The sequence below is a fragment of the Pseudoalteromonas sp. SR45-1 genome, from assembly GCF_014163655.1.
GTDB lineage: Bacteria > Pseudomonadota > Gammaproteobacteria > Enterobacterales > Alteromonadaceae > Pseudoalteromonas > Pseudoalteromonas distincta.
The window spans coordinates 63,627-89,120 of the sequence record NZ_JACJDR010000002.1; the positions used below are offsets into that span (position 1 = coordinate 63,627).

Genomic DNA, 25,494 nt, shown 5'->3' on the forward strand with positions numbered 1-25,494 from the left:
CGGCGGTATAAATGACGAAAAATATAGAGCTATATACCAGTACACTTTTTAATATGGATACGCTTTTTTGTTTTAGCGTTTTTTTAGGTATGTCATTTTTATGTTTGGTATCCGTTGCCATAGCTACTGATTTACCCTAACTATTTTTGCTGTAGTTTTTTACTTTTAAAGCGTTTAATTTATATCAGCAACCATGTAGCAGTACCTAAAAAGGCGAATATACCAACAATATCAGTCACTGTGGTTAGCACCACACTCCCTGCAAGAGCAGGGTCTATATTCATTCTTTTAAGAATTATTGGAATACTTGCACCAGCAACACCTGCCACAACTAAGTTCATAAACATAGCGAAGGCGAGTACGCCACCAAGCATAAAGTCCCACTGCCATAGCGCAATAACACCCGCAATTAATAGTGACCACAAAATACCGTTTAGCGCGCCAATGGCCAGTTCTTTCATCATCAAGAAACGTTGGTTTGTTTGGTTTATATGACCTACTGCAATACCACGGATAACAAGCGTTAATGATTGGCTACCAGCAACACCACCCATAGAAGGGACAATACCGTTAAGCACAGCCAAAATAGGGAGAACATCTAAAGTGCCTTCAAAAAAGCTAGCTACAAAAGCAGCTGCAAGTGCGGTTAGTAAGTTAACTCCTAGCCAAACTGAGCGTTTTTTAGAGCTTTTTAGTACTGGCGCGAATGTATCCTCTTCATCATCAAGACCGGCTAGGCTTAATAAGCTATGCTCGGCATCTTCTCGGATTACATCAACGATGTCATCGATAGTAACACGACCGAGGAGTTGGTCGTTATCGTCCACCACTGGGGCCGATATCCAATTATGACGCTCAAATAATTGCGCTACTTCACTTTCATCCATTGAGATTGGGATAGACTCACAATCTTCATCCATTAAATCGCGGACAATTTTTTCTGGCGGATTAGTTAATAATGTACTCAGCGATAAAGCGCCTATAAAGCAGTTATGTTTATCAACAACATATAAATCATCTGTACCCTCTGGTAACTCACCACGCAGTCTAATATAACGAAGTACAACATCGAGTGTTACATCAGGGCGAATGGTCACCGTATCGGTGTTCATTAGCGCACCTGCTGAACGCTCTTGATATGACAGTGCTTGCGTGGCACGTTCACGGTCTTGAATGTCCATCGCGCTAACAACGTCTTTATAGACGGTATCTGGCAGGCTACGTAATACTTCACCTAAGTCATCGTGGCCCATGTCTTCAGTTGCGGCGGCAATGTGCTTAGGTTCCATTTGGGCAATAATGCCTAAACGAACATCTTCAGATAATTCTTCAAGAACATCACCCTGCACATCAGGATCGACCAATTGCCAAAGCAGTCGGCGAATTTTATGCGGTGATGATTCTAATAATAATGCGGTATCACAAGGAGCCGTTTTTGCGAGCATGCGCCTAACTTGAACAAATTGACCACTATTGAGTGACTTCGTCACCTGCTTTAGTTGCTGTAGTGGATAATCTTGTTCAAAAGCTTCTGGCATTGGCGTCCTTTATAAATTGTTATATTACTTTATGGGGGGAGGTGAGTTAACTGGCGTTACTAACCTATTTATTTTATATATCTGTTTTAATTGAAGCACTAGTAATGCGAATATTGTTTTTATAAAACAGATTATTCTTGTTCATTAAAGCGTTGTGCTATTAATTCTCCAACAGCGTGTAAAGCTTGCTCAGAATCAGGGCCTTTACAAACAACTTTAACTTCTTTTCCTTGGCTACTTTCAAGTAACATTAATGCAAGTACGCTATCGCCTGCTGCTTCTTTGTCATCTTGGAATAATGTGATTGTCGCATCAAATTGTACTGCTAATTGCGCAAGCACAGTAGCTGCTCTGGCGTGTAAGCCTAATTTGTTTTTTATTAAAAAGGTATCTTCACAATGCATAACTTACTCTACCTAAGCTGAACAGGTGATTATTCAGCTATATTATTTTTCTTGCTCGCGATGGCGAATTTTTACATTGGGATGTGTCATTGCAAAACTTTCACCGATAGTTTGCGCTAAATACACAGAGCGATGTTGCCCGCCTGTACACCCAATAGCAATGGTTAAATAACTGCGGTTATTTCTTTCTAAATGCGGTAACCACGTTTGTACAAATGTTTGAATTTGCCATGTGAATTTTTGCACTATGCTGTGATTAGCTAAATAGTCTTTAACCGGTTGATCTAACCCATTTAAAGGCTTCAACTCTGGTTCCCAGTGTGGATTTGGTAAAAAGCGTGCATCAAATACGTAGTCTGCTTCTTTTGGTATACCGTGTTTAAAGCCAAATGATTCAAATGTGACAATCAGTTGCTTATCTTTTTTACCTAAAATCTTTTCACGAATAGATTCAGCGAGTTGATGAACACTTAAATCAGTCGTATCTATCATAAAGTCGGCGCGAGTGGTTAATACATCAAGTAATTCTTTTTCTTTTTTGATGGCTAAATCAAGAGGCAACGAGTCTATTGATAGTGGGTGTAATCTGCGTGTTTCAGAAAAGCGTTTGATCAATGTCTGATCGTCACTATCTAAATAAAATAACGTAGGGTTTGCAAAGCCTGGTAAGTATTCAAGAATATCGTTAAATTCATCTTGTTCTTTAGGTATGTTGCGCACATCTATGCTAACAGCAATTTTATCGTAGCTATCAGACACACTGCGAACTAATGAAGGTAGTAGGTTTACTGGAATATTATCTACGCAATAATAACCTAAATCTTCTACAACGCGCAAAGCAACCGACTTTCCAGAACCAGAACGGCCGCTTATGATAATTAACTCCATTTAACACCCTTTATAAAACTATGATTGATCGACAATAACTTGGTAAAGCTCAGTATCAGATTTTGCACTGCGTAACTGTTTACAAAAATCTTTGTTGTTTAGTTTATCAGCAATGGTTGCTAGAGTCTTTAAGTGCTGCTGGTTATCGCCATCTGGTACGATGAGTGCGACAAAAATATCAACAGGGCGATTATCGATTGCATCAAAGTTTATTGGAGTTTCGCTAACGAGCACTAAAGCCAAAGGCTCTTCTGCACCGCTCATTCTTCCATGAGGAATAGCAATGCCACGTCCTATACCTGTACTACCTAATTTCTCTCTGCTCATTAAAGCATTAAGAATATCTTGTTGCGGTAAATACGGAAGTTTGTCGTGAGCAAGTTCGCTAATGAACTCTAAAATTCTTTTTTTGCTATTAAAAAGGACCGCAGCTTTGCTGCAGTCCTGGCATATAAGTGAACTTAATTTCATCATATTAGTGTCGAGCAAGCTTCTCTTTGTGTTTGATTACTTGGCGATCGAGCTTGTCGATCAACGAGTCAATAGCGGCATACATATCTTGATGTTCTGTAGAGGCAAATAGCTCAGCACCGCTTACGTGTATTGTGGCTTCTGCTTTTTGATTTAATTTTTCTACATCGAGAATGACATGAACATTATTAATATGATCAGAGTGTCTTTCAAGCTTCGCAAATTTAGTATTAATATAGTCTCTTAGTGAATCGGTTAATTCTACGTGACGACCAGTTAAGTTTAGTTGCATAAGCATTACCCTCTTAGTTTAGCGTCTTAAATCAGACTTTTACGCTGATTTGACGGTGGAATAGCAAGAGATTCGCGGTATTTTGCGATTGTACGTCTCGCTACTTTAATTCCTTGCTCAGCCAATATATCCGCTATTTTGCTATCACTCAATGGTTTTGCTGAGTTTTCTGCTGCGATTAATTTTCGGATAAGCGCACGTATTGCTGTAGATGAACATTCACCACCGTTTTCAGTACTTACATGGCTTGAGAAAAAATATTTAAGCTCAAATATACCACGGGGTGTATGCATGTACTTTTGAGTAGTTACGCGAGAAATTGTCGATTCGTGCATTTCTACCATTTCAGCAACATCATTTAAAACCATTGGTTTCATGGCTTCAGGGCCATGTTCAAAAAAGCCTTGTTGTTGCTTAACAATACAATTAGTAACTTTTAATAGCGTGTCGTTTCTACTTTCTAAGCTTTTAATAAACCATTTAGCTTCTTGTAAATGTGAGCGAATAAACTGGCTGTCGCCACTTGATTTTACAGTGCGAGACATTGCTGCGTATTGGCTATTAACACGAATTTTAGGCATGCTATCTGGGTTTAATTCGACAACCCAGCGGCCTTTAATTTTTTTAACTGACACATCAGGAATAACATACTCAGATTCTTCCCTTACAATAGTATCTGCAGGTTTTGGGTTGAGAGTATGTATTAGTGTCATTACTTCTTTAAGCTCTTCTTCTTTGAGCTTAGTTTTTTTCATTAATGTACGATAGTCGCGAGCTGCTAATAGATCAATATGCTCGGTTAAAATCATTTTCGTTTCATTAATATAAGGTGTTTCTTTATCAAATTGATTAAGCTGAATACACAAACACTCTTGTAAACTACGTGCAGCAATACCAACAGGATCAAACAGTTGGATGCGTTTTAATACCGCTTCAATTTCATCAAGTTCGACTTCGTTATCATCTTCGTTTTCTTGATTAAAGCTTTCTAAAATCTCTTCGCAGCTTAGTGTTAAAATACCTGAATCATCGACAGCTTCTACAATAGCAATAGCAATAGCTTCGTCTGTAGGGCTAAATGGCGTTAGTTGTAATTGCCACATTAAATACTCATGGAGCGTTTCAGTAGAGGCGCCTTGGTATATTGATTCGTCTTCAGGCATTGGACCTGATGAGGCTGCAGGAGCGGCACTCATGTACTCATCCCAACTGACATCCATAGCCATGTCGTCACTTAGCGTGTCTTTTGCAAGTGCTTCACCAGTATCTTGTTCGTATTCGCTCGGAGCATCATCAGCAGATGCGCTAACAGTTATGTCATCGGTATCAGCTTTTTGCTCGTTTTTACCAGCAGCGTCTTCGGAATAGTCTGCCTCTTCAACCTCTAATAGTGGATTACTGTCGAGAGCTTCTTGTATTTCTTGCTGGAGATCCAATGTACTGAGTTGCAACAAACGAATAGCTTGTTGCAACTGTGGAGTCATTGTAAGTTGCTGGCCCATGCGCAGCTGTAGTGATTGCCTCATGTATCTCTAACAATCCTTTTATGTTGTTATAATTAATACTAGCAGATGCTTAAAGACATGGCGTAAATGTTACAGCCTAAATTGCTCGCCTAAGTAAACATCGCGTACTGTTTTATCATTTAATACGTGTTCTGGAGTACCTGATGCAATCAGCTCCCCATGAGAAACAATGTAGGCTTTTTCACAAACATCAAGGGTCTCTCTTACGTTATGGTCGGTAATTAATACACCAATCCCACGATTTTTAAGATGTTCTATTATTTTCTTTATATCTAATACCGAAATAGGGTCAACACCGGCAAACGGTTCATCCAGTAATATAAATTTAGGATCTGCTGCCAGCGCTCGTGCTATTTCTACACGACGACGTTCTCCCCCCGATAATGCCATACCTTGGCTATCACGAATGTGTTGTATGCTAAATTCATCTAATAAGTTATTGAGCGTGTCTTCTCTGGCTTGTTTATTTAGTTCTTTGCGCGTTTCTAAAATGGCCATTAAGTTTTGATAAACAGTCAGCTTTCTAAAAATCGATGACTCTTGTGGTAAGTAGCCTATGCCTAATCTAGCACGACTATGCATAGGTAAAAGAGTAATATCGTTATCATCAATAGATATTTTACCTTTGTCGCTAGGAACAAGCCCTACAATCATATAAAAAGTCGTTGTTTTACCAGCACCGTTAGGGCCAAGTAAGCCAACTATACTGCCAGCTTGTACTTCAAGGCCGACGTTTTTTACAACTTCACGACCTTTATAGCTTTTTGCCAATAGTTCTGCTTTTAATGTGCTCATGGTTGACCTTTATCGCCTTTTTTACTTTTTTTAGTTTCGATCGGTACTAAAATTGTGTGAACGCGGTCAGTTGAGTTTTCATCTTTTTCGGCACTGATGAGCTGCTGCTCTATGTCGTAGGTAATGCTTTTAGCATTTATTTTTTGTCCGGCTTGCGATACTTGTGCATTACCAACAAGCGTTAAAAAACGCTTAGATACATCATAACGTACTTCGTCAGCACTGGCGCTCATAGTCGTGCCGTCTGATTGCTTTTCTTCAAAGTGCGCAGGGCTGCCTGTGGCAATTAATAATTGTTTATTATCACCAAGTTCATCACGTTTGTGTACTTCGAGGCGATCGGCTGTAATGCGGCGATTACCGTGAATAATCTCAACGTTTTTCTCAAAAATACCCACATTAGCTTTCAATTGACCTTCTTGCTTGTCGGCACTTATTGAAATTTGATTGGCAGCAGGTTGCGTGTTTTGCTCTGCAGCACTACTATTAAACGCTAGTATAAGTGTAGGAATGATAAGTGATTTTAATATTTTATTGGTCATAATATATGGTTCGCGTATGGTTAATTAGTTTTATCACTTCGGTTTTCAAGTCGGCTTCTAGGCCTTTACCGGTGATTTTTAAATTGGGTCCAGTGATAATGACGGGTTGCTCCGAACGCATTGTTAATAACTTTATATCAACCTGAATATTATCAGCATTGATTTTGTCTATCATGGCGTTATCGGTTAAATTTTTGGCAACCACATTACCTTCTAAAATTAATTGTTTATCTTCATATAATGTTGCTTCGTCTGCATTTATTTGCCACGTTTGTTGCTCGTTATATAAAGTAAAAATGGGTTTTTCAAAAAACGTGAAACCTAATTGCTGGTATAGCTCCATTTTAGCCGCAGTGACTTTGTGGCTAATTTTACCTTGCTCATCATAGGCTGTCTGTTTGAGCTCAATAGCTATGTAATCAGGCTTAGCAACAACTTCAGGCTCAGCCTGAGGCACAATATTTGTTTGTGTAAAATAAGGGTACCAAAGCCAAACCATACAGCTAATGAATAAAACGCTTAATATTATGCGCGCTGCATTCATGAACTAGTACCTTGTGTAGTCAATGCTTTACCATTTTCAAGCATGAGCAAATCGGTGAGTTCTCTCACAGCGCCAAAACCACCAGGCATTTGCGTTACATAATGTGACAAACGCTTAATAAGAGGGTGGGCATCATTTACTGCAACGGCAAAGCCTACTAACTCCATAACAGGCATGTCAGGACCGTCATCACCAATATAAGCAATTTGTTCATCGCTAAGGTTGAGTTTATCTTTTAATTCTTGATAGGCAATGAGCTTATTTTCTTGGCCTTGATAAATATGCTGTACGGTTAAGCTGCTCATACGTTGTTGTACTATCTGTGAATGACGACCAGTAATAACAGCTACTTCAAAGCCACTGTTTATAAGTGCTTTAATGCCAAAACCATCTTTTGTATTAAATGCTTTTAGCTCTTCACCTTGATTGCCAAGGTAAATACGGCCATCAGAAAATACACCATCAATATCGCATATAAGTAGTTTTACTTTTTTAGCGCGTGCTTTTGCATCATCGCTCAGCGGTTGATAGAGTTCTTCAAATTGCATTTATAACACTCCTGCTTTTAATAGGTCTTGCATATTTAATGCGCCAATAGGTTGGTTTTTCTCATTGACGACGATTAGGCCATTTATACGTTTACGTTCCATAATATTGAGCGCTTCAGCGGCTAAAATATCTTGCGTAGCTGTAGTGCATGACTTAGTCATAACAACATCTATTTGTGTTGTATGAATATCAATTCTTTGTTCTAAAATGCGACGTAAGTCACCATCGGTAAATAACCCTACGAGTTGCTGATTTTCATCAACAATGGCTGTCATACCTAATCCTTTAGCTGACATTTCTATTAGAGCATCTTTAACTGTTTGTGAAATATCAATAATAGGTGTATTTGCGCCGCTGTGCATAACATCTTTTAAAGTAAGTAATAAGCGCTTGCCTAAACTACCACCTGGGTGAGATAGCGCGAAGTCATCAGCTGTAAAGCCGCGAGCTTCTAATAATGCAACTGCCATGGCATCGCCCATCGCAAGCGTTGCAGTGGTACTTGATGTAGGGGCTAGACCCAATGAGCAAGCTTCTTTTTCTACTTTAATGCACACATGTACATTAGCAAGGGTTGCCATTGTTGATTGTGTATTGCCAGTCATCGCTATCATTTTGGCACCAAGTCGTTTTAAAACCGGAATGATATTTAAAACTTCGCTGGTTTCCCCTGAATTAGAAATAAGCATAACCACGTCATTTTTAGTGATCATACCTAAATCACCATGACTTGCTTCACCAGGGTGAACAAAAAACGCAGGGCTGCCAGTGCTTGCAAGGGTTGCCGCTATTTTATTGCCAATATGGCCTGATTTTCCCATGCCAATAACAATAATACGGCCTTCACAGTCGTACATTAATTGGCACGCGTTATGAAAATTTTCATCTACATATTGTGCAATATCACTAAGTGCTTGGCGCTCAACATCTAAAACGCGAAGGCCTTGTTCAATAAAGTTTAGCGTTGCCATCATTTACCCTACTTGACTAAAAATATACCCTTGGTAACCCAAAAACGCTATTAGCAATAAGCCGCCTTCTACCCTATTGATACGCTGGGTGCCTCTAAAGTTCAATGACATAATAATAAGAGCAAGTGTTGCACCAATCATAATTAATATATCTCGGCTTACTAACGATGGATCAATTGCTGAAGGATTAATAATACCTGCTAGAGGTAATACAGCTAAAATATTAAATATGTTTGAGCCAACAATATTACCTAGTGCTAAATCATCTTCATTTTTAAGTACACCTGCAACCGAGGCGGCAAGTTCAGGCAAGCTAGTACCAATGGCAATAATTGTTAAACCAATGACTAAGTCGCTTAAGCCGAAGTATTTAGCAATATCAACAGCTGAGCCGATTAAAAAATGAGAACTAACCGGCAAGAGTACCATGCCGACAATTAACCAAAATACCGCTTTTTTAGTAGGTACATCGTTTGGTACATCGTCGCAGGCTTCTGAGACAAATGGGTCATCTTGGTTTTTTGCACGCATAGATACAATGATTAACCCACCGATGAATACGATAAAGCCAACTAAAAGCGCAACACCTTCACTAAATGAAAAGTAGTTATCTGAGAACACATACCAAGTAGCTAAAGATACGAGCATCACTAATGGCATTTCACGTTTTAACGTACTAGATGAAACTGAAAGAGGGCGAAATAGAGCAGTGATACCTAACACAAGTAAAATGTTTGTAATATTAGAGCCAACAGCATTGCCAACGGCTGTGTCGGTTTTGTTAGCCAAAGCGGCAGAGGCTGAAACCATCATTTCAGGGGCTGAAGAGCCCATGGCTACAACGGTCAAACCAACAATAAGTGTAGGTACACCAAAGTTTTTAGCAAGAGCCGCAGCCCCATAAACAAACCTATCGGCACTCCAAACAAGAGCTGCAAAACCAAGAATTAAAATAACAAACGAGGTAACCATTGTGTTAAGCCAGTTATACAAAATACGGATGGCGCGAATAGTAACAAAAGCCAAGATGAAAGTATAAATAAAAGAGTAAGGTCAACTAGGTAACAATGTTGCTTTTAAACAGCTAATTTAAAAATTTAAGCCGGGGTTAAGCTGTTTTGAGCGAGTCTTATAATCCTTTTCATGGGTGTATTACAAAATCTTACGAATTGTTTTTTCCATCTTTGACAAAAAAGCTTTAAAATAGGGGCACTAGTGAACATTTTTATGGAGAGCGACTTGTCGCAATCAATAGTAGAAGTCAAGGATGTTAGCTTTTCGAGAGGCAATAGAACCATATATAAAAATATGAGTTTTAGCGTTCCTAAAGGTAAAATTACTGCGATTATGGGGCCAAGCGGAATTGGCAAAACCACTATGTTGCGTTTAATTGGTGGTCAGCTTAAACCAGATTCAGGTGATATTTTATTTGAAGGTGGCAGCATTCCTAAAATGTCTCGTAAAGAGTTATACGAAGCACGTACTAAAATGAGTATGCTTTTTCAAAGTGGTGCGTTGTTTACTGATATGTCGGTATTTGACAATATCGCGTTTCCTATAAGAGAGCACACAAAGCTAAGTGAAGACCTGATTCGATTAGTTGTGTTAATGAAACTGCAAGCGGTTGGACTACGTGGCGCTAAAGATTTAATGCCATCTGAGTTATCCGGCGGTATGGCAAGGCGTGCTGCACTTGCACGCGCTATAGCACTTGATCCAGAGCTAATCATGTACGATGAACCATTTGCAGGGCAAGATCCTATTTCGATGGGCGTATTGGTTAAGCTAATTAAGTCGCTCAACGAAGTATTAGGTTTATCGTCTTTAATCGTGACGCACGATGTAACAGAGGTAATGAGTATTGCCGAACACGTTATAATTATCGCCGATCAAGGGGTAATTGGTTCTGGTACTCCAGATGAAATGCGTAATCATGAATCTCCTTTAGTTCAACAGTTTTTAAAAGGCTTGTCGGATGGTCCTGTACCATTTCATTTTCCGGCTCAGGCTTATGCAGACGAACTACTTGGAGAAAAAGCATAATGTTGGATTTATTTCAAAAGCTAGGACATAAAACGCTAGGACGCTTTGCGGCCCTTGGTCGTTCTGCTTATATGCTGTTTAGTGCATTAGCGCATGTTCCTAATTTTAAAAAAGGCACACCGTTACTTGTTCGCCAGCTCTATATGGTTGGTTCGCAATCGTTACTCATTATTATGGTGTCGGGTTTGTTTATCGGTATGGTGTTGGCTTTACAAGGTTACACCGTATTGGTTGGTTATGGCGCTGAGGATAGTTTAGGGCCGTTAGTGGCACTGAGCTTATTGCGAGAACTAGGCCCGGTTGTTACTGCATTATTATTTGCAGGACGCGCAGGTAGCGCTTTGACAGCTGAAATTGGCTTAATGAAAGCAACAGAGCAACTTTCATCACTTGAGATGATGGCAATCGATCCGCTAAAACGTATTATTGCACCGCGCTTTTGGGCGGGTTTTATAAGCATGCCATTGCTTGCATTGATATTTTCAGCTGTAGCAATTATAGGCGCTCATTTAGTGGGGGTAGATTGGCTGGGGGTTGATACAGGTAGTTTTTGGTCAATCATGCAATCGCAAGTGTCGTTTCAGCAAGACATACTAAACGGTATTATTAAAAGCTTTGTATTTGCCATAGTGGTGACCTGGATTGCGCTTTATAAAGGATATGACTGTGTGCCGACCTCAGAAGGGATCAGCAAAGCAACCACCGAAACGGTTGTTCATTCGTCATTAGCAGTTTTAGGTTTTGACTTTATTTTGACAGCGGTAATGTTTACCAGCTAATAGGGTATAGATAATGAATTCACGGAAATTAGAAATTTTAGTTGGTTTTTTTGTAGCACTTGGCATTTTAGCTTTTGCGATGCTTGCACTTAAAGTTGCCAATTCAGGTATTAGTGGCTCTGGCGAAACATATACGCTTAATGCCAAGTTTGAAAACATCGGCTCGTTAAAAGCGCGTGCGCCAGTAAAAGTAGGTGGTGTTGTAATTGGCCGTGTTGAATCAATTTATGTTCACCCACAAGAGTTTTTACCAGTCGTTAATATGACCATTGACGCACAGTACTTATGTCGTTTTTCAGACACAAGCTCAATCTCTATTTTAACGTCGGGTATTTTAGGTGAGCAGTACTTAGGTATTCACCCTGTAATTTCTCCAGATTCTGCTAAGCAACGTTGTTTAGGCGAAACAGTGACAGAAAACAAGCAAGATGAAGCAATTGACGATTTATTTGGTGTGGAAAGTAAAGCACTAGGTGATGGCGATTCAATCACTGATACTAAGTCTGCCATTGTACTTGAAGAATTAATCGGGCAGTTTTTATTCAACCAAGGTAGTGAGTAATTATTATGTTGAAAAAGTTTTTAGCTATTGTAGCAATTGGCACAATGACGCTAACTCAAAGCGTAAGTGCAGCAGATGTGAAATTAGTCGATCCTAATAAAATGGTACGCCAAGTTGCCGATAATACATTTGCGCGCATTAAAAAAGATCAGCCATTAATTGTTAAAGATCAGGAATACCTTCGCGTAATAGTCGAAGAAGAATTAATGCCTTATATCGACTATAAATATGCAGCACTTCGTGTACTTGGCAGTGAAGTATCTAAAGTTCGTGCAATTACCGACGAGGCTGAAAAGGCCAAAGCAATTAAAGAAATTCAACGCTTTATTGGTGTATTTAGAGAGTACTTAGTTGCTACTTATGCAGGTGTATTTACTCAATACACAAACCAGAAAGTTGAGTTTGGTGCAGAGCAAGCGTTTAAAGGTAAAGACGTCGTTGTTGTTAAGACTAAAATTATTGAAGACGGTAAACCTGATATCAGAATCGATTTTAAAGTACGCGAAGACCGCGACGGTGAATGGCGCGCGTACGATATGATTGCCGAAGGTATTAGTTTACTGGATGCAAAGCAAAGCGAGCTGCAAGGTATTTTGCGTCAGCAAGGTATTGATAATGTAAGTAACCTTTTAGAGCAAAAGAGTCAGCTACCAGTTCAGTTTAGAGGCAGTAACTCGAATGACTAAATTGGCAATAAGCCAAGTTGATGGACAACATTTTGGAGTAAGCGGTGAGCTTACTCGAAATTCAATTGGCGATGAACAGCTTCTGAACAATAAGTTATTAACTAAGCATAAAATCATCTATTTCGACCTAAGTGGAGTATCAAGGGTTGACACAGCAGGCTTAGCTTGGTTAATTCACTCTTTTGCAGAATTAAAGCAGCAAGGCATTCGCCTTGAATTGCAAAACCTACCTGAGCAATTGCAAAATTTAATGCAATTGGGTCAGGTTACAACCCTATTTGAGTGAGAGTTATGGAAACTAGCCAAGTCGAAACATTATTACGCGAAGAACTTCAATTAGCTGAAGTACATGTAAAAGCCAATGGTAGTCATTATGAAGTTGTTGCAGTAGGCGAATGCTTTGACGGTTTAAGCCGAGTTAAAAAGCAGCAGCTAGTTTATGGTCCATTAATGAATACAATTTCAGATGGGACAATTCACGCAGTATCTATTCGTGCATTTACTCCTGTAGAGTGGAAGCGTGAACAAAAATTCATTTTACCGCAATAACTAGGGCCTCCTAATGGATCAATTTGTAATTCAAGGTGGCACTTCACTTGCTGGTGAAGTGACTATTTCGGGCGCTAAAAATGCCGCACTTCCTATCTTATTTGCTTCACTATTAGCTGATGGTAAAAGTATATTTACTAATGTACCGCGTCTTCGCGACATAGTGACCACTGAAGCCTTATTAAAAACTTTAGGTGCAGATGTTAATTGGCAGGGCGATACGCTAGTAATTGACGGTGCAACGGTTAATAAAACATTAGCGCCTTACGACTTAGTAAAGCAAATGCGCGCCTCTGTGCTTGCATTAGGCCCTCTAGTTGCACGTTTTGGTGAGGCTCAAGTGTCTTTACCTGGTGGGTGCGCTATTGGTGCTCGCCCTGTTGATATCCATATTCAAGGTTTGGAGCGCATGGGCGCACAAATAAACGTTGAAAATGGTTATATTAATGCCAAGGTTAATGGTCGCTTAAAAGGCGCTGAAATTTTTATGGAAATGGTAAGTGTAGGCGCTACCGAAAACCTATTAATGGCAGCGGCCCTCGCTGATGGTAAAACCATACTTGATAATGCGGCACGCGAGCCTGAAATAATTGATTTAGCTAACTGCCTAATTGCTATGGGCGCTAAAATCACAGGTGCAGGTACTAGCCGCATTGAAGTTGAAGGCGTTGAGCGTTTAGCTGGCTGTGAACACAGTATTTTACCTGACCGAATTGAAACTGGGACGTTTTTAGTCGCAGCAGCAATGGCTGGCGGTGAAGTACTTTGTAAAAATACAGACTTTCATTCTCTTGAGCCTGTGATTGAAAAGCTACGTGCTACGAATGCGCACCTAGAAGTACATAACGATAGTATTTATCTTGATATGCGCGGCCGAGAACTTAAAGCCGTGAATATTAAAACAGCTCCACACCCAGGTTTTCCTACGGATATGCAAGCTCAGTTTACAGCATTGAATGTAGTAGCAAATGGTAGTGCAACGATCACAGAAACGATTTTTGAAAACCGTTTTATGCATGTACCAGAGTTGCAGCGTATGGGCGCTAATATTCGTTTAGAAGGGCATACCGCAATTTGTGGTGAGACTGAAAGCTTAACGGGTGCGCAAGTGATGGCAACCGATTTACGCGCTTCAGCTAGCTTAATTTTAACGGGTATAGTGGCACAGGGTGAAACGGTTGTTGACCGTATTTATCACGTTGATAGAGGCTATCAGCGCATTGAAGATAAGCTAAGTGCGTTGGGTGCAAACATTAAACGTAGAAGTAGCTAAGTAGATAACTAGTTAAGCTATTTAAAAAAGGTCGGATACGCAAATTGCTATCCGACCTTTTTATTGACGATTGGTATTACTCTTTTTTAAAGCTTTGTTTCAAGCTCAGCTACCACCACCATGATTTTTTCTATTTTGCCATCTCTGTATAGCTCAAATTCTATTTCTTTACCGGGCTCCGTATTACCTATTTTTTCAAGCACTTTTTGTGGGTTTGCTACCGAAAGCCCTGCAATTTTAATGACGATATCTTGCTCTTCAATGCCTGCTTGCCATGCTGGCCCCAAAGGGTCTAAATTAGTAATACGCATGCCGGTAACCGGCGTTAGGCTGTCGTTTACTTCTTTACCCGTACTATCTACTGCTGTGCCTTCAAAGCCTAAATAGCCGCGCACAACCCGACCGTGACGAATGAGTTTACCCATCACTTTTTTAGCAAGTGAGTAAGGAACCGCAAAAAATATTCCTTGAATATTCAAGTTCTCACGCGTTTTAAATTGTGCAGAAGTAATGCCGACTAAATCACCATTGGAATTGACTAATGCGCCGCCGGAGTTGCCCACGTTAATAGCTGCATCCATTTGCAATAAGTTATTGTAAGGGCTATCTGTAATTTTTTGCTTACCCGTTGCACTAATAATGCCTTGAGTGATTGTTTGCCCTAAGTTAAGCGGGTTGCCTATAGCAAGTACAACATCGCCTACATTTGATACATAGCTATCGTTTACGGGAATCACCGGGAGGTGATCTGCATTGATTTTAAGTAAGGCTAAATCAGTAATGGTATCAAAACCAATTAGTTGCACATCAAAAAAGCGTCGGCCATCGGTTAAGATAACCATAATTTGGTCTGCATTATTCACAACATGGTAGTTAGTAAGAATATAACCGTCTTGCGACATAATGACGCCAGAGCCTAGCTCTTGTACCGTGTTTTTTCTTTTATAACGAGGTTCTTTGGAAATGCTTTCTGAAAAAATAGTAACTACAGAAGGAGCTGCTCGTTTAACTGCATCAGAAAAACTCAGGTGACTCGCACTCATCGCGCTTGGAAGGGGAACATTAGGAAGTAAGGCGGCTCGCATATTAGGGCTGAAAAAAACCACTAAAAAAGCAATACTTAGACCTGCAAATAAAGGGGGAAGAATAAATTTTATTAATTTCAGCACAGTTTTCTTATTATGTAAGTGAGCAATCTCTTTATGATGACATAAAAAAAATAACAGCGGCAAGTGCCACTGTTATTTTTATTACATTAATAGTGCTATTTATTACTGAATTAAAATAAATATAGACTCACGACCACGTTGCACGCCAAGTACGATATTACCTTTGGTGTTTTCGATAATCTTATTCATATCACGAATAGTCTCTACTCGTTGGCGATTCACTTGCATAATAATATCACCTTCTTCAAGGCCAACACGGGCAGAAGGTGAGCGAGGGTCTACAGACGTAACCTCAACACCTTTATTACTATTTTTTTGCACGTTTTCAAGTGTCGCGCCTTGGAACGCAGGATGCAGCTCTTCGCCTGTCGCTGTAACACCTGATGCACCATCAAGAGTTACTTTTACCGTTTTAATTTTACCATCGCGGTAAATACCTAGTTTTATTTCGCGGCCTTCACCTAGCGTAGCAATTTTGCTGCGCAGCTCGTGGAAACCACTAATATCACCGCCATTAATGCTAACAATTACGTCACCTGCTTTTATACCTGCTTTACTTGCAGCAGTGTCGTCCATTACTTGCATTACATAAGCACCTTGTTTAACGTCAAGTTGCTGCGCTTTAGCAAGGCCTGCATCAAGTGGGCGGCCAGAGATACCCAGCGAACCTCGGCGTACTTCACCGTGTTCAACAATTTGATCAACTAAGTTTTTCATCATGTTTGATGGAATGGCAAAACCAATACCCACGTTACCGCCAGAAGCACCTAAAATCGCAGTGTTAATACCAATCAATTCACCGTTTAAGTTAACTAATGCACCACCAGAGTTGCCTTGGTTAATAGCAGCATCGGTTTGAATGAAATCTTCGTAGCCCTCAATATTTAAACCACTACGACCAAGAGCACTAACAATACCAGATGTAACTGTGTGGCTAAGTCCAAATGGGTTACCAATAGCAACAGCAAAGTCGCCCACTCGTAAACTGTCTGAATTTGCGAGTTTTATTTCAGTTAAGTCATCAGCGTCTATTTGTAAAAGAGCGATGTCTGATTCTGTATCAGTACCAATTTTAGTTGCTTCAAATTCACGGCCATCTTCGAGGGTTACTACCATTTTTTCGGCATCTTGGATTACGTGATTATTAGTGACTACATAACCCTCATCAGCATCAATAATCACCCCAGAGCCTAATCCACTAAATTGACGCTTTTGACTGCGAGGCTGTTGCTGTCCAAAAAAGTATTCAAGCGGATCTGCACGGCGGCGTACTTCTTTTGAGCCTGAAACTTGGATACTTACAACACCTGGAGATATTTTCTCTAGCATGGGGGCAAGAGTTGGTAGTTGTTGACCATTTACTGCAATTGGCATTTTTGCATAAGACGCTACTGGGCTCATTAACAAGCTTGTAGATAAAATAGCTGCGCTGATAAGTGATAATTTCATTTTCATAGTCAGGGGTAACTCCACTTAAGATAAAGCAAAACAAAAAGGGCTACTTTACAGCAGCCCTTTTCGGTTTATTAAGATAAAACAACAAAGCTGTTATATCTAAAGACTATGGGGTCAAAAAAAAGTTCATCAAGATGCTTTAGAATGTTCTGAAACTTTATTTTGACCAGCAAATAAACCTGATTCACCTGATACATAATCAGCTGGTTGTGCTGCGGCTGTAGAACGATCGCATTGACGCTCTTTTAATGAAGCCTGCAGTTGTTCTGTTGTTTCTTTTGAAAAGAATGGTTCAGCTGGTGCTTTATTTCTATCTTCTAGAAGAAGCTGGTTTGTTTCTTCAACGTGACTAAGCAGTTGATCATAGTTTTCTTTCATTTTATTTACGAGCTTACCAGTATTCGCTAAATGATCAGCTACATCTTGACGATACTGCTCTAACGCATTTTCAGCTTGCTCTGCTTGCTCTTTTAATTCATCTTGTTTGAACTGTTTTTTAGTAACAAATGCGCCAATAAAAAATGCTACAACAGCAACAATAACAATCAAACCTACCCACATAACTGTGCCCATAAAAACTACCCCTTTGGGAAAATAACTAACGAATGCCGATTCAATTATAAATCATACTAAGTGTAATATACCCCGAGTTATGATGCGTGTTAATATGCTTTGCAAATTAAACTGTGTTTTAACTGTAAATAGATATGACTCCTTGGCAAACATACCAACAAGACTTAAAGCGAGATGACTTTGTACACGACGCAGCACAAGAAAATGCTGTGCGCCATTTACAACGTCTATACGATGTCCTAACTCAGACAAAGCCAAAACAAAAAGGCTTTTTTGCTAAGCTATTTAGTAAAGAAGAACCTGCGCCTGTAAAAGGTTTGTACTTTTGGGGGGGAGTAGGGCGTGGTAAAACTTATTTAGTTGACACTTTTTACGAATCATTACCGGGCACACGTAAAATGCGTGTGCACTTTCATCGATTTATGCACCGAGTGCATAACGAGCTTAAAAAGCTAAATAATACGGCTAATCCATTAGAAAAAATTGCTGACACTTTTAAAGCAGAAACAGACATTATTTGCTTTGATGAGTTTTTTGTACAAGACATTACTGATGCCATGCTATTAGGTGGCTTAATGGAAGCGCTATTTGCACGGGGCATAGTACTTGTAGCAACCTCTAATATAGTGCCTGATGAACTTTACAGAAATGGCTTACAGCGAGCTCGTTTTATGCCAGCTATTGAGCTTGTTAAAAAAAATACCGAGATAGTTAATGTAGATTCAGGTATCGATTATCGCTTACGTACTTTAGAGCAAGCTGAAATTTTTCATAGTCCGTTAGATGAAGATGCGGATAAAAACCTATTTGAGTACTTCGATAAGTTATCGCCAGAGCCAGGGCAATTAGATGAGCCGATAGAGATAGAAGGGCGAAAAATCAAAACGCGTAAAGTAGCTAAATGCGTTGTGATGTTTGAGTTTAGTGAATTGTGCGAAACAGCACGTAGCCAGGTCGATTACATGGAGATTAGCCGCTTATACAATACGGTGATTATTTCTAACGTAAAACAGCTAGGTCAAACTAATGATGATGCTGCTAGACGTTTTATTGCTTTAGTGGATGAATTTTACGAGCGCCATGTAACTTTAATTATATCGGCTGAAAAACCTATTACCGAACTTTATACCCAAGGTAATTTAAATTTTGAATTTAAGCGTTGTATTAGTCGTTTACAAGAAATGCAATCCTTAGAATATTTAGCTAGAGAGCATTTAGTTTAAATAAGTAAGTAAATGTGTAATAGGGCAACTATAAAAAAAGAGGTACATATATAGTATTTCTTATTTCTGAAATTTCTTGTGGAAAAAACAACCGGCGAGTAGCAATGTGTTTTAAGTGCTGGTATACTCCCGCGTCTGCCACGTTGCGTTCTATGTCCTCATATAGTCTAGCCACTTGTGAGCGGCGCAAAAGTCTAAAACTCGAAGGGGTTATAGCAAACTTAGAGCAGTAGTTAATATTAACTACTTGTGGTTTTAATTGAAAAACATTGGATTTTTATAAATGAAAACGTTTGTTGCTAAACCAGAAACAGTAAAACGTGACTGGTACGTAGTTGACGCTGAAGGTAAAACTTTAGGTCGCATCGCTACTGAAATCGCTCACCGCCTACGCGGTAAGCATAAAGCTGAATACACTCCTCACGTAGATACTGGTGATTACATCATCGTTATCAACGCTGAAAAAGTTACTGTAACTGGTAACAAATTCAAAGATAAAGTGTACTACGCTCACTCTGGTTTTCCAGGTGGCCTTAAGTCTACTACTTTTGATAAACTTCAAGCTGCAAAGCCTGAAATGATCATCGAGAAAGCTGTAAAAGGCATGTTGCCACGTGGTCCTTTAGGCCGCGCTATGTACCGTAAACTTAAAGTTTACGCAGGTACTGAGCATAACCATGCTGCACAACAGCCTCAGGTTCTAGACATTTAAGGAGCACCATCATGGCAAATCAATACTACGGTACAGGTCGTCGTAAAAGTTCAAGTGCTCGCGTATTCTTACGCCCAGGCACTGGTAACATCGTAATCAACAAACGCTCTCTAGAAGAGTATTTTGGTCGCGAAACAGCACGCATGGTTGTTCATCAAGCTCTTGAGCTAGTTGATATGACTGAAAAATTTGACCTTTACATCACCGTTTCTGGTGGTGGTACAACTGGTCAAGCTGGTGCTATCCGTCACGGTATCACTCGTGCACTTATGGAGTTTGACGAGTCACTACGTCCACAACTTCGTAAAGCAGGTTTTGTTACACGTGATGCACGTAAAGTTGAACGTAAGAAAGTGGGTCTTAAGAAAGCGCGTAAGCGTCCACAGTTCTCAAAACGTTAATCTATACGTTATCAAGAATTCAAAAACCCAGCTTATGCTGGGTTTTTTGTTTTCAAATCAAAAAGTTTACATTTGCTACTTAATTTAAATTTGTTTATAGCGGTCGCCATACTTGGTATTGCTGTAATTAATGATGATCAAATTTATTAATAACTGCGTATTAATCGAACGAAAGTTAAAAAACACTCAGATAGCTGCAAAAAAGTTAAATAATTATCGTAATTAGTTTAAATCCATCAGTTAATTGGTGGAATTTTTTGCTACAATTGGCGTGGAAGTAAAATGAGTGAGTTTAACGACACTATGTACAGTTTTTACTGTTTCCTCTTAGTGGTGTTGATCTCGGTCAGTATATTGTTTTTACAGAAGCGTTATTATAGTCGTTCGGCTTTATTCTCGAGCTAGCTTAATCAAATTTTTGATCAAGTCAGGTTTATTCGAGCATGGGGCTTTGAATAACCTTGTTTTAATCAAGGGTTTTAATTATGATCGCTTCTATTTTAAAAATTTCGAATAATTAACCTGCTGTAACTGATGTTCTCAATATAGCAAGTGTTGAGAATCATAGTGGAGATAAGTGGATGAGCAATGCGCCTGTAGACAATGGCCGACGTCGCTTTTTAACCATAGCTACCTCTGTTGTAGGTGGTGTTGGTGCGGCTGGGGCTGCTGTTCCTTTTATTGCGTCTTGGAATCCAAGTGAGCGAGCTAAATCTGCGGGTGCGCCTGTAGAAGTAGATATCAGCAAACTTGAGCCTGGACAATTAATACGTGTCGAGTGGCGTGGTAAACCTGTATGGGTTGTATCACGTACCCCAAAAATGCTTGAGCAGATGAAAGAACATGAAGGTCAACTTCGTGATCCGCAATCGCAAGAGCCACAACAATTAGAATCATCAACAAATGATTACCGTTCATTACGTCCAGAAATATTTTTGGCTGTAGGTATTTGTACGCATTTAGGATGTTCACCAGGCTTTTTACAAGGTAATTTTGGTGAGAAAGTAGAAGGGACTGATGACGGTTTCTACTGCCCGTGCCACGGTTCTAAATTTGATATGGCTGGTCGAGTATTTCAATCGGTACCTGCACCATTAAACTTAGAAATACCACCTTATACTTTTCTAGATGACACCACTATTTTAGTGGGCGAAGAAAGAGGGGTAGCCTAATGTTTGGTAAGATTATTGGTTGGATAGACGACCGAATCCCAATGACACGTGTTTGGAACATGCACATTGCACAGTATCCAGCACCTAAAAACTTTAACTTCTGGTACTTTTTTGGCTCACTAGCCATGTTAGTACTAGTAAACCAAATCCTAACAGGTATTTGGTTAACGATGAACTTTGTTCCGTCTGCTGAAGGTGCTTTTGCTTCGGTAGAGTACATCATGCGTGATGTAGAATATGGCTGGTTACTACGTTACTTGCACTCAACAGGTGCATCAGCGTTTTTCATCGTTGTATATATGCATATGTTCCGTGGCATGATCTACGGTTCTTACCAAAAACCGCGTGAATTACTGTGGTTATTTGGTATGTTCATTTTCTTAGCGCTAATGGCTGAAGCATTCATGGGATATTTATTACCATGGGGCCAAATGTCGTTCTGGGGCGCACAAGTAATCATTTCATTATTCGGTGCTATTCCGGTTATTGGTGATGACTTAACACTTTGGATCCGTGGTGACTACGTAATATCAGGTGCAACGCTTAATCGCTTCTTTGCATTACATGTAATTGCACTACCACTGGTTATTGTAATCTTAGTTTTCTTACACATTGTTGCTCTACACGAAGTGGGTTCAAATAACCCTGAAGGTATTGAGATTAAACGTAAGAAAGGCTCAGTAGCTGAAGAAGATAAGCCTAAATTTAAATTCCACGAGTATTACACTAACAAAAAAGACATTGTTGATGCGATACCGTTCCACCCTTACTACACAGTTAAAGATATTGTGGGTGTGGTTGGTTTCTTAATACTGTTTTGTTGGGTTGTGTTCTTTATGCCGGCGATGAATGGCTTCTTTTTAGAAGGTCCAAACTTCGAGGCAGCTAACCCACTTAAAACACCTGAGCATATTTTCCCGGTTTGGTACTTTACGCCATTCTATGCAATCTTACGTGCAATCCCTGATAAGTTAATCGGTGTTGCGGCGATGGGTGCATCGATTGTAGTACTTGCATTACTACCTTGGATAGACCGTGGTAGAGTTAAATCGGTTCGTTACCGTTGTGGTTTCCATAAATGGAACATTGCAGGCTTTGTTGTAACTTTCGTTCTTCTTGGTTGGGTGGGTGCAACTCCACAAACTGATATGAAAACGATTATTTCTCAAATCTGTACTGTGACTTACTTTATGTTCTTCGTACTGTTGTTTGTATACAGTAAGAACGAAAAAACTAAGCCATTGCCAGAGAGGTTAACGAAATGATGAAGAAGCTTATTATTGGTTTATTTGCTTTATCAGTAAACTTGTTGCCTAACATGGTTATGGCAGCAGGTCCGTCGGTTCCTTTAATGGAAGCGAATAACGACCTTACTGATCAACCATCTTTACAACGCGGTGCAAAGTTGTTCATGAACTACTGTCTTGGTTGTCACCAAATGCAGTATCAACGTTATGAGCGTACTTTTCGTGATATCGGTATCCCAACAGAAGTTGGTTTAGAGCAGTTAATTTTTGACGGCTCTAAAGTAGGTAGCCATATCACCAACGCAATTACAAAAGACGATGCAGCAAAATGGTTTGGTGCGGCTCCGCCGGATTTAACTCTAATTGCACGTGTAAAATCACCAGATTATATTTACACGTACCTAAAATCGTTTTATAAAGATGAATCTCGCCCGTTTGGAGTTAACAATATTGTTTTTCCATTGGTAGGTATGCCTCATGTTCTTCAAGAACTACAAGGTTTACCAACGCCTATCACTAAAGAAGTAGAAGAACATGGCCACACTGTGACCAAAGTTATTGCTACTGAAACTGATGGTACGGGTGAATTAAGCGTAGATGAATACGACCAAGCGGCTCGTGATTTAACAAACTTCCTTGAGTACGTGGGTGAACCTTCACGTCTTGAATCGGAAGCGCTAGGTATTAAGGTAATAGGATTCTTAATAATTCTATTTATCTTGGCATTTATGCTTAAGAAAGAATACTGGAGAGATGTTCATTAACTTGAACATTTTTAAAGGTAATTTTGCAATAGGGGCTTAAGCCCCTTTTGCTGTTTTAGTTATTTAATGGAGGTATAGGCATGGCCGTAGCTGCCAATAAGCGCCCTGTAATGACCCTTTTTTCTGGTGCTAACTGTATGTATAGCCACCAAGTACGTATTGTACTTGCGGAAAAAGGTGTAAGTGTAGATATTCATTTGGCTGAAAAAGATAACTTGCCAGAAGCACTTCACGAAATTAACCCTTACGGCACAGTGCCAACACTGATTGACCGTGAGCTTGGTTTATACCAGGCAAACATCATCATGGAATACCTTGATGAGCGTTTTCCTCATCCTCCACTAATGCCTGTTTACCCGGTAATGCGTGGTCGTAGCCGCTTAATGATGCATCGTATTGATACTGACTGGTACAGCCTAGCTGACAAAATCAGTAACAACACGTCAGATGCTGCTCAAGCTCGTAAAGAGCTAACAGAAGCATTACTTGCTGTAGCACCTATTTTTAGCGAAGCACCTTACTTTATGAGTGAAGAGTTTAGCTTAGTAGATTGTTATTTAGCTCCACTATTATGGCGTTTACCAGAGTTTGGTATTGAGCTTAATGGTGCAGGTTCTAAAGAGCTTAAAGAGTACATGATCCGTTTATTTGAACGTGAGTCATTCCAAGCCTCTTTAACTGAAGCTGAGCGTGAGATCCGTTTATAATGACGCCTAATCGTCCTTATTTATTACGTGCTTTTTTTGATTGGATAGTCGATAACGAGTGTACACCGCATTTAGTGGTAGACGCTGGGTTTGCAAATGTACAAGTGCCAACACAGTTTGTTCAAGACGGACAAATTGTTTTAAACATAAGTCCATCAGCGGTCACACAGTTTTCGTTAGACTTAACCCAACTTAGCTTCAATGCGCGCTTTGGTGGTCAGCCAATGCAAGTGTATGTGCCTCTAGGTGCTGTGCTTGCAATATACGCGCGTGAAAATGGCGAAGGAACAGTCTTTACTGCAGATGAGTTTTTAGAGGACGAAGACGATTTTGTGCCTGAGCTTGAAAGTGTTGATTCATCAGCTGAATTTATTGATGAAACACCACCAGAAAAGCCACAGAAGAAAAAAGGCTCTCATTTACGCGTTATTAAATAATAAGTAAATGCAAAAAAAAACCGCTTAATAAGCGGTTTTTTTATGTCTGTATTTTACTTTACATATATTCAAATACTTTAATTACCCGCTCTACGCCAGATACATTTCGGGCAATGTTTACAGCTTGAGTAGACTCAGAGTCAGATACTAAACCCATTAAAAATACTTCAGCGTTTTCAGTAACTACTTTAATGTTATTACTGCTAATGTCTTTTGCTGTTAGTAGCTGAGCTTTTACTTTAGATGTTAACCAAGAGTCATGCGTTTGTGTAGTAATGCCAATATTTGAGCCAATACGAATTTGGTTATGTATCTTACGAATACCTGAAACGCCCTCAATGGTACGCTGTGCTTCGTTTCTCATTTCTTCATTAGATACTTGGCCTACAAGTAAAACAATACCGTTAACGCTTACAGCGCTTATATTGGCAAACTTTTCAAGGCGTTCTACTTCGCTAAGTGCAATACTGGCTTTTATTTCAATATTGTTATCGTCAATTTGAGAGCCAATGGTACGGCGATCGTTCGCTGCAGTTACTGCACTGGCTGTACCTGCAACAACAGCAGCTGCGCAGCCTTGTAGTAATACAACAGTACCTAAAACAATAAGAGAGCGTTTAAACATAATTTTCATCCTGAGGGAAAAGCGTTAAATCAACAAGTTCGCTTAAACAATGTAAGTTAACTAAATGGGATTCGATAATGCGGCTAGGGCGTTTAGATGGGGATCTAATTTCAACATCGTTAGGGCCAAGTAGGCCAACCAACTCGCCACCATCATCACCAACCATAACTATGACCTTCATATCTTTAGTTAGTGCAGCTTCAACGGCAGAAATAACATGTTTTTCGTTACCGTTAATAGCAAGTACGAGCAATAAGTCGCCTTGCTGGGCAAAAGCGCGGACTTGACGAGCAAATGTATCGTGATCGTCTACCTGAGTACTTTGCCCAAGATTAACGTTTTCTTGCGATAGAGCGATTGCAGGTAAACAAGGACGCTCGGTTTCATAATGATTAACCAATACTCCCGCCATATGCTGAGCGAGCATGTGGCAATTTGCAGTACCGCAGCAAATGAGTTTATTTCCGTTTATCAGACTTTGTGCAATAGTAAATGCAGCTGACTCAAGCGCACTAGGTAGCACTTCACCAGCAGCGATTTGAACTTGAATGCTTTCTGTAAAAATTTCTTTAATTGTGTCTTGCATAGCCTACCAAT

At 39.8% G+C, this 25,494-nt stretch carries 32 protein-coding genes; 15 read left to right on the forward strand and 17 right to left on the reverse strand.

Annotation, left to right across the window (positions count from 1 at the left end):
• Positions 1–179 precede the first annotated feature (179 nt).
• The 12 genes from mgtE to H5089_RS02735 form a co-directional block, all read right to left on the reverse strand.
• Positions 180–1,538, reverse strand: a complete 1,359-nt coding sequence (gene mgtE, locus H5089_RS02680; protein ID WP_002957935.1) for a magnesium transporter — start codon at positions 1,536–1,538, stop codon at positions 180–182.
• Positions 1,539–1,669: 131 nt separating this feature from the next.
• Positions 1,670–1,942 (reverse strand): HPr family phosphocarrier protein, encoded by a 273-nt coding sequence (locus tag H5089_RS02685; protein WP_002957937.1) that lies wholly within the window; start codon positions 1,940–1,942, stop codon positions 1,670–1,672.
• A 42-nt stretch (positions 1,943–1,984) separates the two neighbouring features.
• Positions 1,985–2,830 (reverse strand): RNase adapter RapZ, encoded by an 846-nt coding sequence (rapZ, locus tag H5089_RS02690; RefSeq protein ID WP_002957938.1) that lies wholly within the window; start codon positions 2,828–2,830, stop codon positions 1,985–1,987.
• A gap of 18 nt (positions 2,831–2,848) precedes the next feature.
• A complete protein-coding gene (gene ptsN, locus H5089_RS02695; RefSeq protein WP_024595797.1) occupies positions 2,849–3,301 on the reverse strand; it encodes a PTS IIA-like nitrogen regulatory protein PtsN in 453 nt (150 codons plus the stop codon).
• A gap of 4 nt (positions 3,302–3,305) precedes the next feature.
• The gene (hpf, locus tag H5089_RS02700; RefSeq protein ID WP_007580301.1) at positions 3,306–3,593 is read right to left on the reverse strand and encodes a ribosome hibernation promoting factor; all 288 of its coding nucleotides are present in this window, start codon (positions 3,591–3,593) and stop codon (positions 3,306–3,308) included.
• Positions 3,594–3,619: 26 nt separating this feature from the next.
• Entirely contained in the window at positions 3,620–5,119 is a 1,500-nt protein-coding gene (locus H5089_RS02705) for an RNA polymerase factor sigma-54 (protein WP_002957941.1), read from the reverse strand.
• 69 nt (positions 5,120–5,188) lie between these two features.
• Complete coding sequence (lptB, locus tag H5089_RS02710; RefSeq protein ID WP_002957942.1) at positions 5,189–5,914, reverse strand: LPS export ABC transporter ATP-binding protein; 726 nt, start codon at positions 5,912–5,914, stop codon at positions 5,189–5,191.
• Positions 5,911–6,456, reverse strand: coding sequence for a lipopolysaccharide transport periplasmic protein LptA (gene lptA / locus H5089_RS02715; protein WP_002957943.1), 546 nt, complete (start codon positions 6,454–6,456; stop codon positions 5,911–5,913). The genes lptB and lptA overlap by 4 nt, the downstream gene beginning before the upstream one ends.
• Positions 6,446–7,000: an LPS export ABC transporter periplasmic protein LptC gene (gene lptC / locus H5089_RS02720; RefSeq protein ID WP_002957944.1), complete on the reverse strand. Its 555-nt coding sequence runs from the start codon at positions 6,998–7,000 to the stop codon at positions 6,446–6,448. The genes lptA and lptC overlap by 11 nt, the downstream gene beginning before the upstream one ends.
• The gene (kdsC, locus tag H5089_RS02725) at positions 6,997–7,548 is read right to left on the reverse strand and encodes a 3-deoxy-manno-octulosonate-8-phosphatase KdsC (protein ID WP_007580311.1); all 552 of its coding nucleotides are present in this window, start codon (positions 7,546–7,548) and stop codon (positions 6,997–6,999) included. Before kdsC ends, lptC begins: the two co-directional genes overlap by 4 nt.
• Entirely contained in the window at positions 7,549–8,520 is a 972-nt protein-coding gene (locus H5089_RS02730) for a KpsF/GutQ family sugar-phosphate isomerase (protein WP_182711541.1), read from the reverse strand.
• Positions 8,521–8,523: 3 nt separating this feature from the next.
• Complete coding sequence (locus H5089_RS02735) at positions 8,524–9,492, reverse strand: calcium/sodium antiporter (protein WP_182692636.1); 969 nt, start codon at positions 9,490–9,492, stop codon at positions 8,524–8,526.
• A 255-nt stretch (positions 9,493–9,747) separates the two neighbouring features.
• Here H5089_RS02735 and H5089_RS02740 point away from each other — a divergent pair, with 255 nt between their 5' ends.
• Genes H5089_RS02740 through murA form a run of 7 tightly spaced genes read left to right on the forward strand, consistent with a single transcriptional unit; the run spans position 9,748 to position 14,412 of the window.
• The gene (locus H5089_RS02740; protein WP_080945050.1) at positions 9,748–10,563 is read left to right on the forward strand and encodes an ATP-binding cassette domain-containing protein; all 816 of its coding nucleotides are present in this window, start codon (positions 9,748–9,750) and stop codon (positions 10,561–10,563) included.
• Positions 10,563–11,342, forward strand: a complete 780-nt coding sequence (gene mlaE / locus H5089_RS02745; RefSeq protein WP_002957949.1) for a lipid asymmetry maintenance ABC transporter permease subunit MlaE — start codon at positions 10,563–10,565, stop codon at positions 11,340–11,342. The genes H5089_RS02740 and mlaE overlap by 1 nt, the downstream gene beginning before the upstream one ends.
• Before the next feature lie 13 nt (positions 11,343–11,355).
• Entirely contained in the window at positions 11,356–11,904 is a 549-nt protein-coding gene (mlaD, locus tag H5089_RS02750; RefSeq protein WP_002957950.1) for an outer membrane lipid asymmetry maintenance protein MlaD, read from the forward strand.
• A gap of 5 nt (positions 11,905–11,909) precedes the next feature.
• Positions 11,910–12,590, forward strand: coding sequence for a phospholipid-binding protein MlaC (locus H5089_RS02755; RefSeq protein ID WP_039485391.1), 681 nt, complete (start codon positions 11,910–11,912; stop codon positions 12,588–12,590).
• Positions 12,583–12,876 carry a lipid asymmetry maintenance protein MlaB gene (locus H5089_RS02760; RefSeq protein WP_002957952.1) on the forward strand — a complete coding sequence of 98 codons (294 nt, stop codon included), beginning with the start codon at positions 12,583–12,585 and terminating at the stop codon, positions 12,874–12,876. Before H5089_RS02755 ends, H5089_RS02760 begins: the two co-directional genes overlap by 8 nt.
• A 5-nt stretch (positions 12,877–12,881) precedes the next feature.
• Complete coding sequence (locus tag H5089_RS02765) at positions 12,882–13,139, forward strand: BolA family protein (protein WP_002957953.1); 258 nt, start codon at positions 12,882–12,884, stop codon at positions 13,137–13,139.
• A gap of 13 nt (positions 13,140–13,152) precedes the next feature.
• Complete coding sequence (murA, locus tag H5089_RS02770) at positions 13,153–14,412, forward strand: UDP-N-acetylglucosamine 1-carboxyvinyltransferase (protein ID WP_002957954.1); 1,260 nt, start codon at positions 13,153–13,155, stop codon at positions 14,410–14,412.
• An 86-nt stretch (positions 14,413–14,498) separates the two neighbouring features.
• Here the strand turns inward: murA and H5089_RS02775 are convergent, their stop codons facing one another.
• The 3 genes from H5089_RS02775 to H5089_RS02785 form a co-directional block, all read right to left on the reverse strand.
• Positions 14,499–15,581, reverse strand: a complete 1,083-nt coding sequence (locus tag H5089_RS02775; protein WP_024595792.1) for a trypsin-like peptidase domain-containing protein — start codon at positions 15,579–15,581, stop codon at positions 14,499–14,501.
• A 102-nt stretch (positions 15,582–15,683) separates the two neighbouring features.
• Positions 15,684–17,036: a Do family serine endopeptidase gene (locus tag H5089_RS02780; protein WP_024606350.1), complete on the reverse strand. Its 1,353-nt coding sequence runs from the start codon at positions 17,034–17,036 to the stop codon at positions 15,684–15,686.
• A 129-nt stretch (positions 17,037–17,165) separates the two neighbouring features.
• On the reverse strand, positions 17,166–17,609 hold the full coding sequence (locus tag H5089_RS02785) for a YhcB family protein (protein WP_002957957.1): 444 nt from the start codon (positions 17,607–17,609) through the stop codon (positions 17,166–17,168).
• A gap of 134 nt (positions 17,610–17,743) precedes the next feature.
• Here H5089_RS02785 and zapE point away from each other — a divergent pair, with 134 nt between their 5' ends.
• The 8 genes from zapE to H5089_RS02825 all read left to right on the forward strand — a co-directional run bounded on the left by zapE (position 17,744) and on the right by H5089_RS02825 (position 24,272).
• A complete protein-coding gene (zapE, locus tag H5089_RS02790; RefSeq protein WP_182711421.1) occupies positions 17,744–18,832 on the forward strand; it encodes a cell division protein ZapE in 1,089 nt (362 codons plus the stop codon).
• 283 nt (positions 18,833–19,115) lie between these two features.
• On the forward strand, positions 19,116–19,544 hold the full coding sequence (rplM, locus tag H5089_RS02795) for a 50S ribosomal protein L13 (RefSeq protein WP_002957960.1): 429 nt from the start codon (positions 19,116–19,118) through the stop codon (positions 19,542–19,544).
• Between the two features lie 8 nt (positions 19,545–19,552).
• Complete coding sequence (gene rpsI / locus H5089_RS02800) at positions 19,553–19,945, forward strand: 30S ribosomal protein S9 (protein ID WP_024595789.1); 393 nt, start codon at positions 19,553–19,555, stop codon at positions 19,943–19,945.
• Positions 19,946–20,526: 581 nt separating this feature from the next.
• Positions 20,527–21,117: a ubiquinol-cytochrome c reductase iron-sulfur subunit gene (gene petA, locus H5089_RS02805; protein ID WP_002957962.1), complete on the forward strand. Its 591-nt coding sequence runs from the start codon at positions 20,527–20,529 to the stop codon at positions 21,115–21,117.
• Positions 21,117–22,382, forward strand: a complete 1,266-nt coding sequence (locus tag H5089_RS02810; protein WP_002957963.1) for a cytochrome b N-terminal domain-containing protein — start codon at positions 21,117–21,119, stop codon at positions 22,380–22,382. Before petA ends, H5089_RS02810 begins: the two co-directional genes overlap by 1 nt.
• Positions 22,379–23,128: a cytochrome c1 gene (locus H5089_RS02815; protein WP_182711422.1), complete on the forward strand. Its 750-nt coding sequence runs from the start codon at positions 22,379–22,381 to the stop codon at positions 23,126–23,128. Before H5089_RS02810 ends, H5089_RS02815 begins: the two co-directional genes overlap by 4 nt.
• Before the next feature lie 80 nt (positions 23,129–23,208).
• Positions 23,209–23,835, forward strand: coding sequence for a stringent starvation protein SspA (gene sspA / locus H5089_RS02820; RefSeq protein WP_002957965.1), 627 nt, complete (start codon positions 23,209–23,211; stop codon positions 23,833–23,835).
• Positions 23,835–24,272 carry a ClpXP protease specificity-enhancing factor gene (locus H5089_RS02825; protein ID WP_002957966.1) on the forward strand — a complete coding sequence of 146 codons (438 nt, stop codon included), beginning with the start codon at positions 23,835–23,837 and terminating at the stop codon, positions 24,270–24,272. The genes sspA and H5089_RS02825 overlap by 1 nt, the downstream gene beginning before the upstream one ends.
• A gap of 58 nt (positions 24,273–24,330) precedes the next feature.
• On the opposite strand, the gene dolP is transcribed toward H5089_RS02825, so the two are convergent.
• Both dolP and H5089_RS02835 read right to left on the reverse strand, forming a co-directional pair.
• Positions 24,331–24,897, reverse strand: a complete 567-nt coding sequence (dolP, locus tag H5089_RS02830; RefSeq protein ID WP_039485369.1) for a division/outer membrane stress-associated lipid-binding lipoprotein — start codon at positions 24,895–24,897, stop codon at positions 24,331–24,333.
• Positions 24,890–25,483 (reverse strand): SIS domain-containing protein, encoded by a 594-nt coding sequence (locus H5089_RS02835; RefSeq protein WP_002957968.1) that lies wholly within the window; start codon positions 25,481–25,483, stop codon positions 24,890–24,892. Before H5089_RS02835 ends, dolP begins: the two co-directional genes overlap by 8 nt.
• Positions 25,484–25,494 lie beyond the last annotated feature (11 nt).

What these genes read in the sequence shown, in the direction of transcription:
- mgtE (WP_002957935.1), bottom strand. Translation starts at nt 1,538, where the DNA reads ATGCCAGAAGCTTTTGAACAAGATTATCCACTACAGCAACTAAAGCAG.
- H5089_RS02685 (WP_002957937.1), bottom strand. Translation starts at nt 1,942, where the DNA reads ATGCATTGTGAAGATACCTTTTTAATAAAAAACAAATTAGGCTTACAC.
- rapZ (WP_002957938.1), bottom strand. Translation starts at nt 2,830, where the DNA reads ATGGAGTTAATTATCATAAGCGGCCGTTCTGGTTCTGGAAAGTCGGTT.
- ptsN (WP_024595797.1), bottom strand. Translation starts at nt 3,301, where the DNA reads ATGAAATTAAGTTCACTTATATGCCAGGACTGCAGCAAAGCTGCGGTC.
- hpf (WP_007580301.1), bottom strand. Translation starts at nt 3,593, where the DNA reads ATGCAACTAAACTTAACTGGTCGTCACGTAGAATTAACCGATTCACTA.
- H5089_RS02705 (WP_002957941.1), bottom strand. Translation starts at nt 5,119, where the DNA reads ATGAGGCAATCACTACAGCTGCGCATGGGCCAGCAACTTACAATGACT.
- lptB (WP_002957942.1), bottom strand. Translation starts at nt 5,914, where the DNA reads ATGAGCACATTAAAAGCAGAACTATTGGCAAAAAGCTATAAAGGTCGT.
- lptA (WP_002957943.1), bottom strand. Translation starts at nt 6,456, where the DNA reads ATGACCAATAAAATATTAAAATCACTTATCATTCCTACACTTATACTA.
- lptC (WP_002957944.1), bottom strand. Translation starts at nt 7,000, where the DNA reads ATGAATGCAGCGCGCATAATATTAAGCGTTTTATTCATTAGCTGTATG.
- kdsC (WP_007580311.1), bottom strand. Translation starts at nt 7,548, where the DNA reads ATGCAATTTGAAGAACTCTATCAACCGCTGAGCGATGATGCAAAAGCA.
- H5089_RS02730 (WP_182711541.1), bottom strand. Translation starts at nt 8,520, where the DNA reads ATGGCAACGCTAAACTTTATTGAACAAGGCCTTCGCGTTTTAGATGTT.
- H5089_RS02735 (WP_182692636.1), bottom strand. Translation starts at nt 9,492, where the DNA reads ATGGTTACCTCGTTTGTTATTTTAATTCTTGGTTTTGCAGCTCTTGTT.
- H5089_RS02740 (WP_080945050.1), top strand. Translation starts at nt 9,748, where the DNA reads ATGGAGAGCGACTTGTCGCAATCAATAGTAGAAGTCAAGGATGTTAGC.
- mlaE (WP_002957949.1), top strand. Translation starts at nt 10,563, where the DNA reads ATGTTGGATTTATTTCAAAAGCTAGGACATAAAACGCTAGGACGCTTT.
- mlaD (WP_002957950.1), top strand. Translation starts at nt 11,356, where the DNA reads ATGAATTCACGGAAATTAGAAATTTTAGTTGGTTTTTTTGTAGCACTT.
- H5089_RS02755 (WP_039485391.1), top strand. Translation starts at nt 11,910, where the DNA reads ATGTTGAAAAAGTTTTTAGCTATTGTAGCAATTGGCACAATGACGCTA.
- H5089_RS02760 (WP_002957952.1), top strand. Translation starts at nt 12,583, where the DNA reads ATGACTAAATTGGCAATAAGCCAAGTTGATGGACAACATTTTGGAGTA.
- H5089_RS02765 (WP_002957953.1), top strand. Translation starts at nt 12,882, where the DNA reads ATGGAAACTAGCCAAGTCGAAACATTATTACGCGAAGAACTTCAATTA.
- murA (WP_002957954.1), top strand. Translation starts at nt 13,153, where the DNA reads ATGGATCAATTTGTAATTCAAGGTGGCACTTCACTTGCTGGTGAAGTG.
- H5089_RS02780 (WP_024606350.1), bottom strand. Translation starts at nt 17,036, where the DNA reads ATGAAAATGAAATTATCACTTATCAGCGCAGCTATTTTATCTACAAGC.
- H5089_RS02785 (WP_002957957.1), bottom strand. Translation starts at nt 17,609, where the DNA reads ATGGGCACAGTTATGTGGGTAGGTTTGATTGTTATTGTTGCTGTTGTA.
- zapE (WP_182711421.1), top strand. Translation starts at nt 17,744, where the DNA reads ATGACTCCTTGGCAAACATACCAACAAGACTTAAAGCGAGATGACTTT.
- rplM (WP_002957960.1), top strand. Translation starts at nt 19,116, where the DNA reads ATGAAAACGTTTGTTGCTAAACCAGAAACAGTAAAACGTGACTGGTAC.
- petA (WP_002957962.1), top strand. Translation starts at nt 20,527, where the DNA reads ATGAGCAATGCGCCTGTAGACAATGGCCGACGTCGCTTTTTAACCATA.
- H5089_RS02810 (WP_002957963.1), top strand. Translation starts at nt 21,117, where the DNA reads ATGTTTGGTAAGATTATTGGTTGGATAGACGACCGAATCCCAATGACA.
- H5089_RS02815 (WP_182711422.1), top strand. Translation starts at nt 22,379, where the DNA reads ATGATGAAGAAGCTTATTATTGGTTTATTTGCTTTATCAGTAAACTTG.
- sspA (WP_002957965.1), top strand. Translation starts at nt 23,209, where the DNA reads ATGGCCGTAGCTGCCAATAAGCGCCCTGTAATGACCCTTTTTTCTGGT.
- H5089_RS02825 (WP_002957966.1), top strand. Translation starts at nt 23,835, where the DNA reads ATGACGCCTAATCGTCCTTATTTATTACGTGCTTTTTTTGATTGGATA.
- dolP (WP_039485369.1), bottom strand. Translation starts at nt 24,897, where the DNA reads ATGTTTAAACGCTCTCTTATTGTTTTAGGTACTGTTGTATTACTACAA.
- H5089_RS02835 (WP_002957968.1), bottom strand. Translation starts at nt 25,483, where the DNA reads ATGCAAGACACAATTAAAGAAATTTTTACAGAAAGCATTCAAGTTCAA.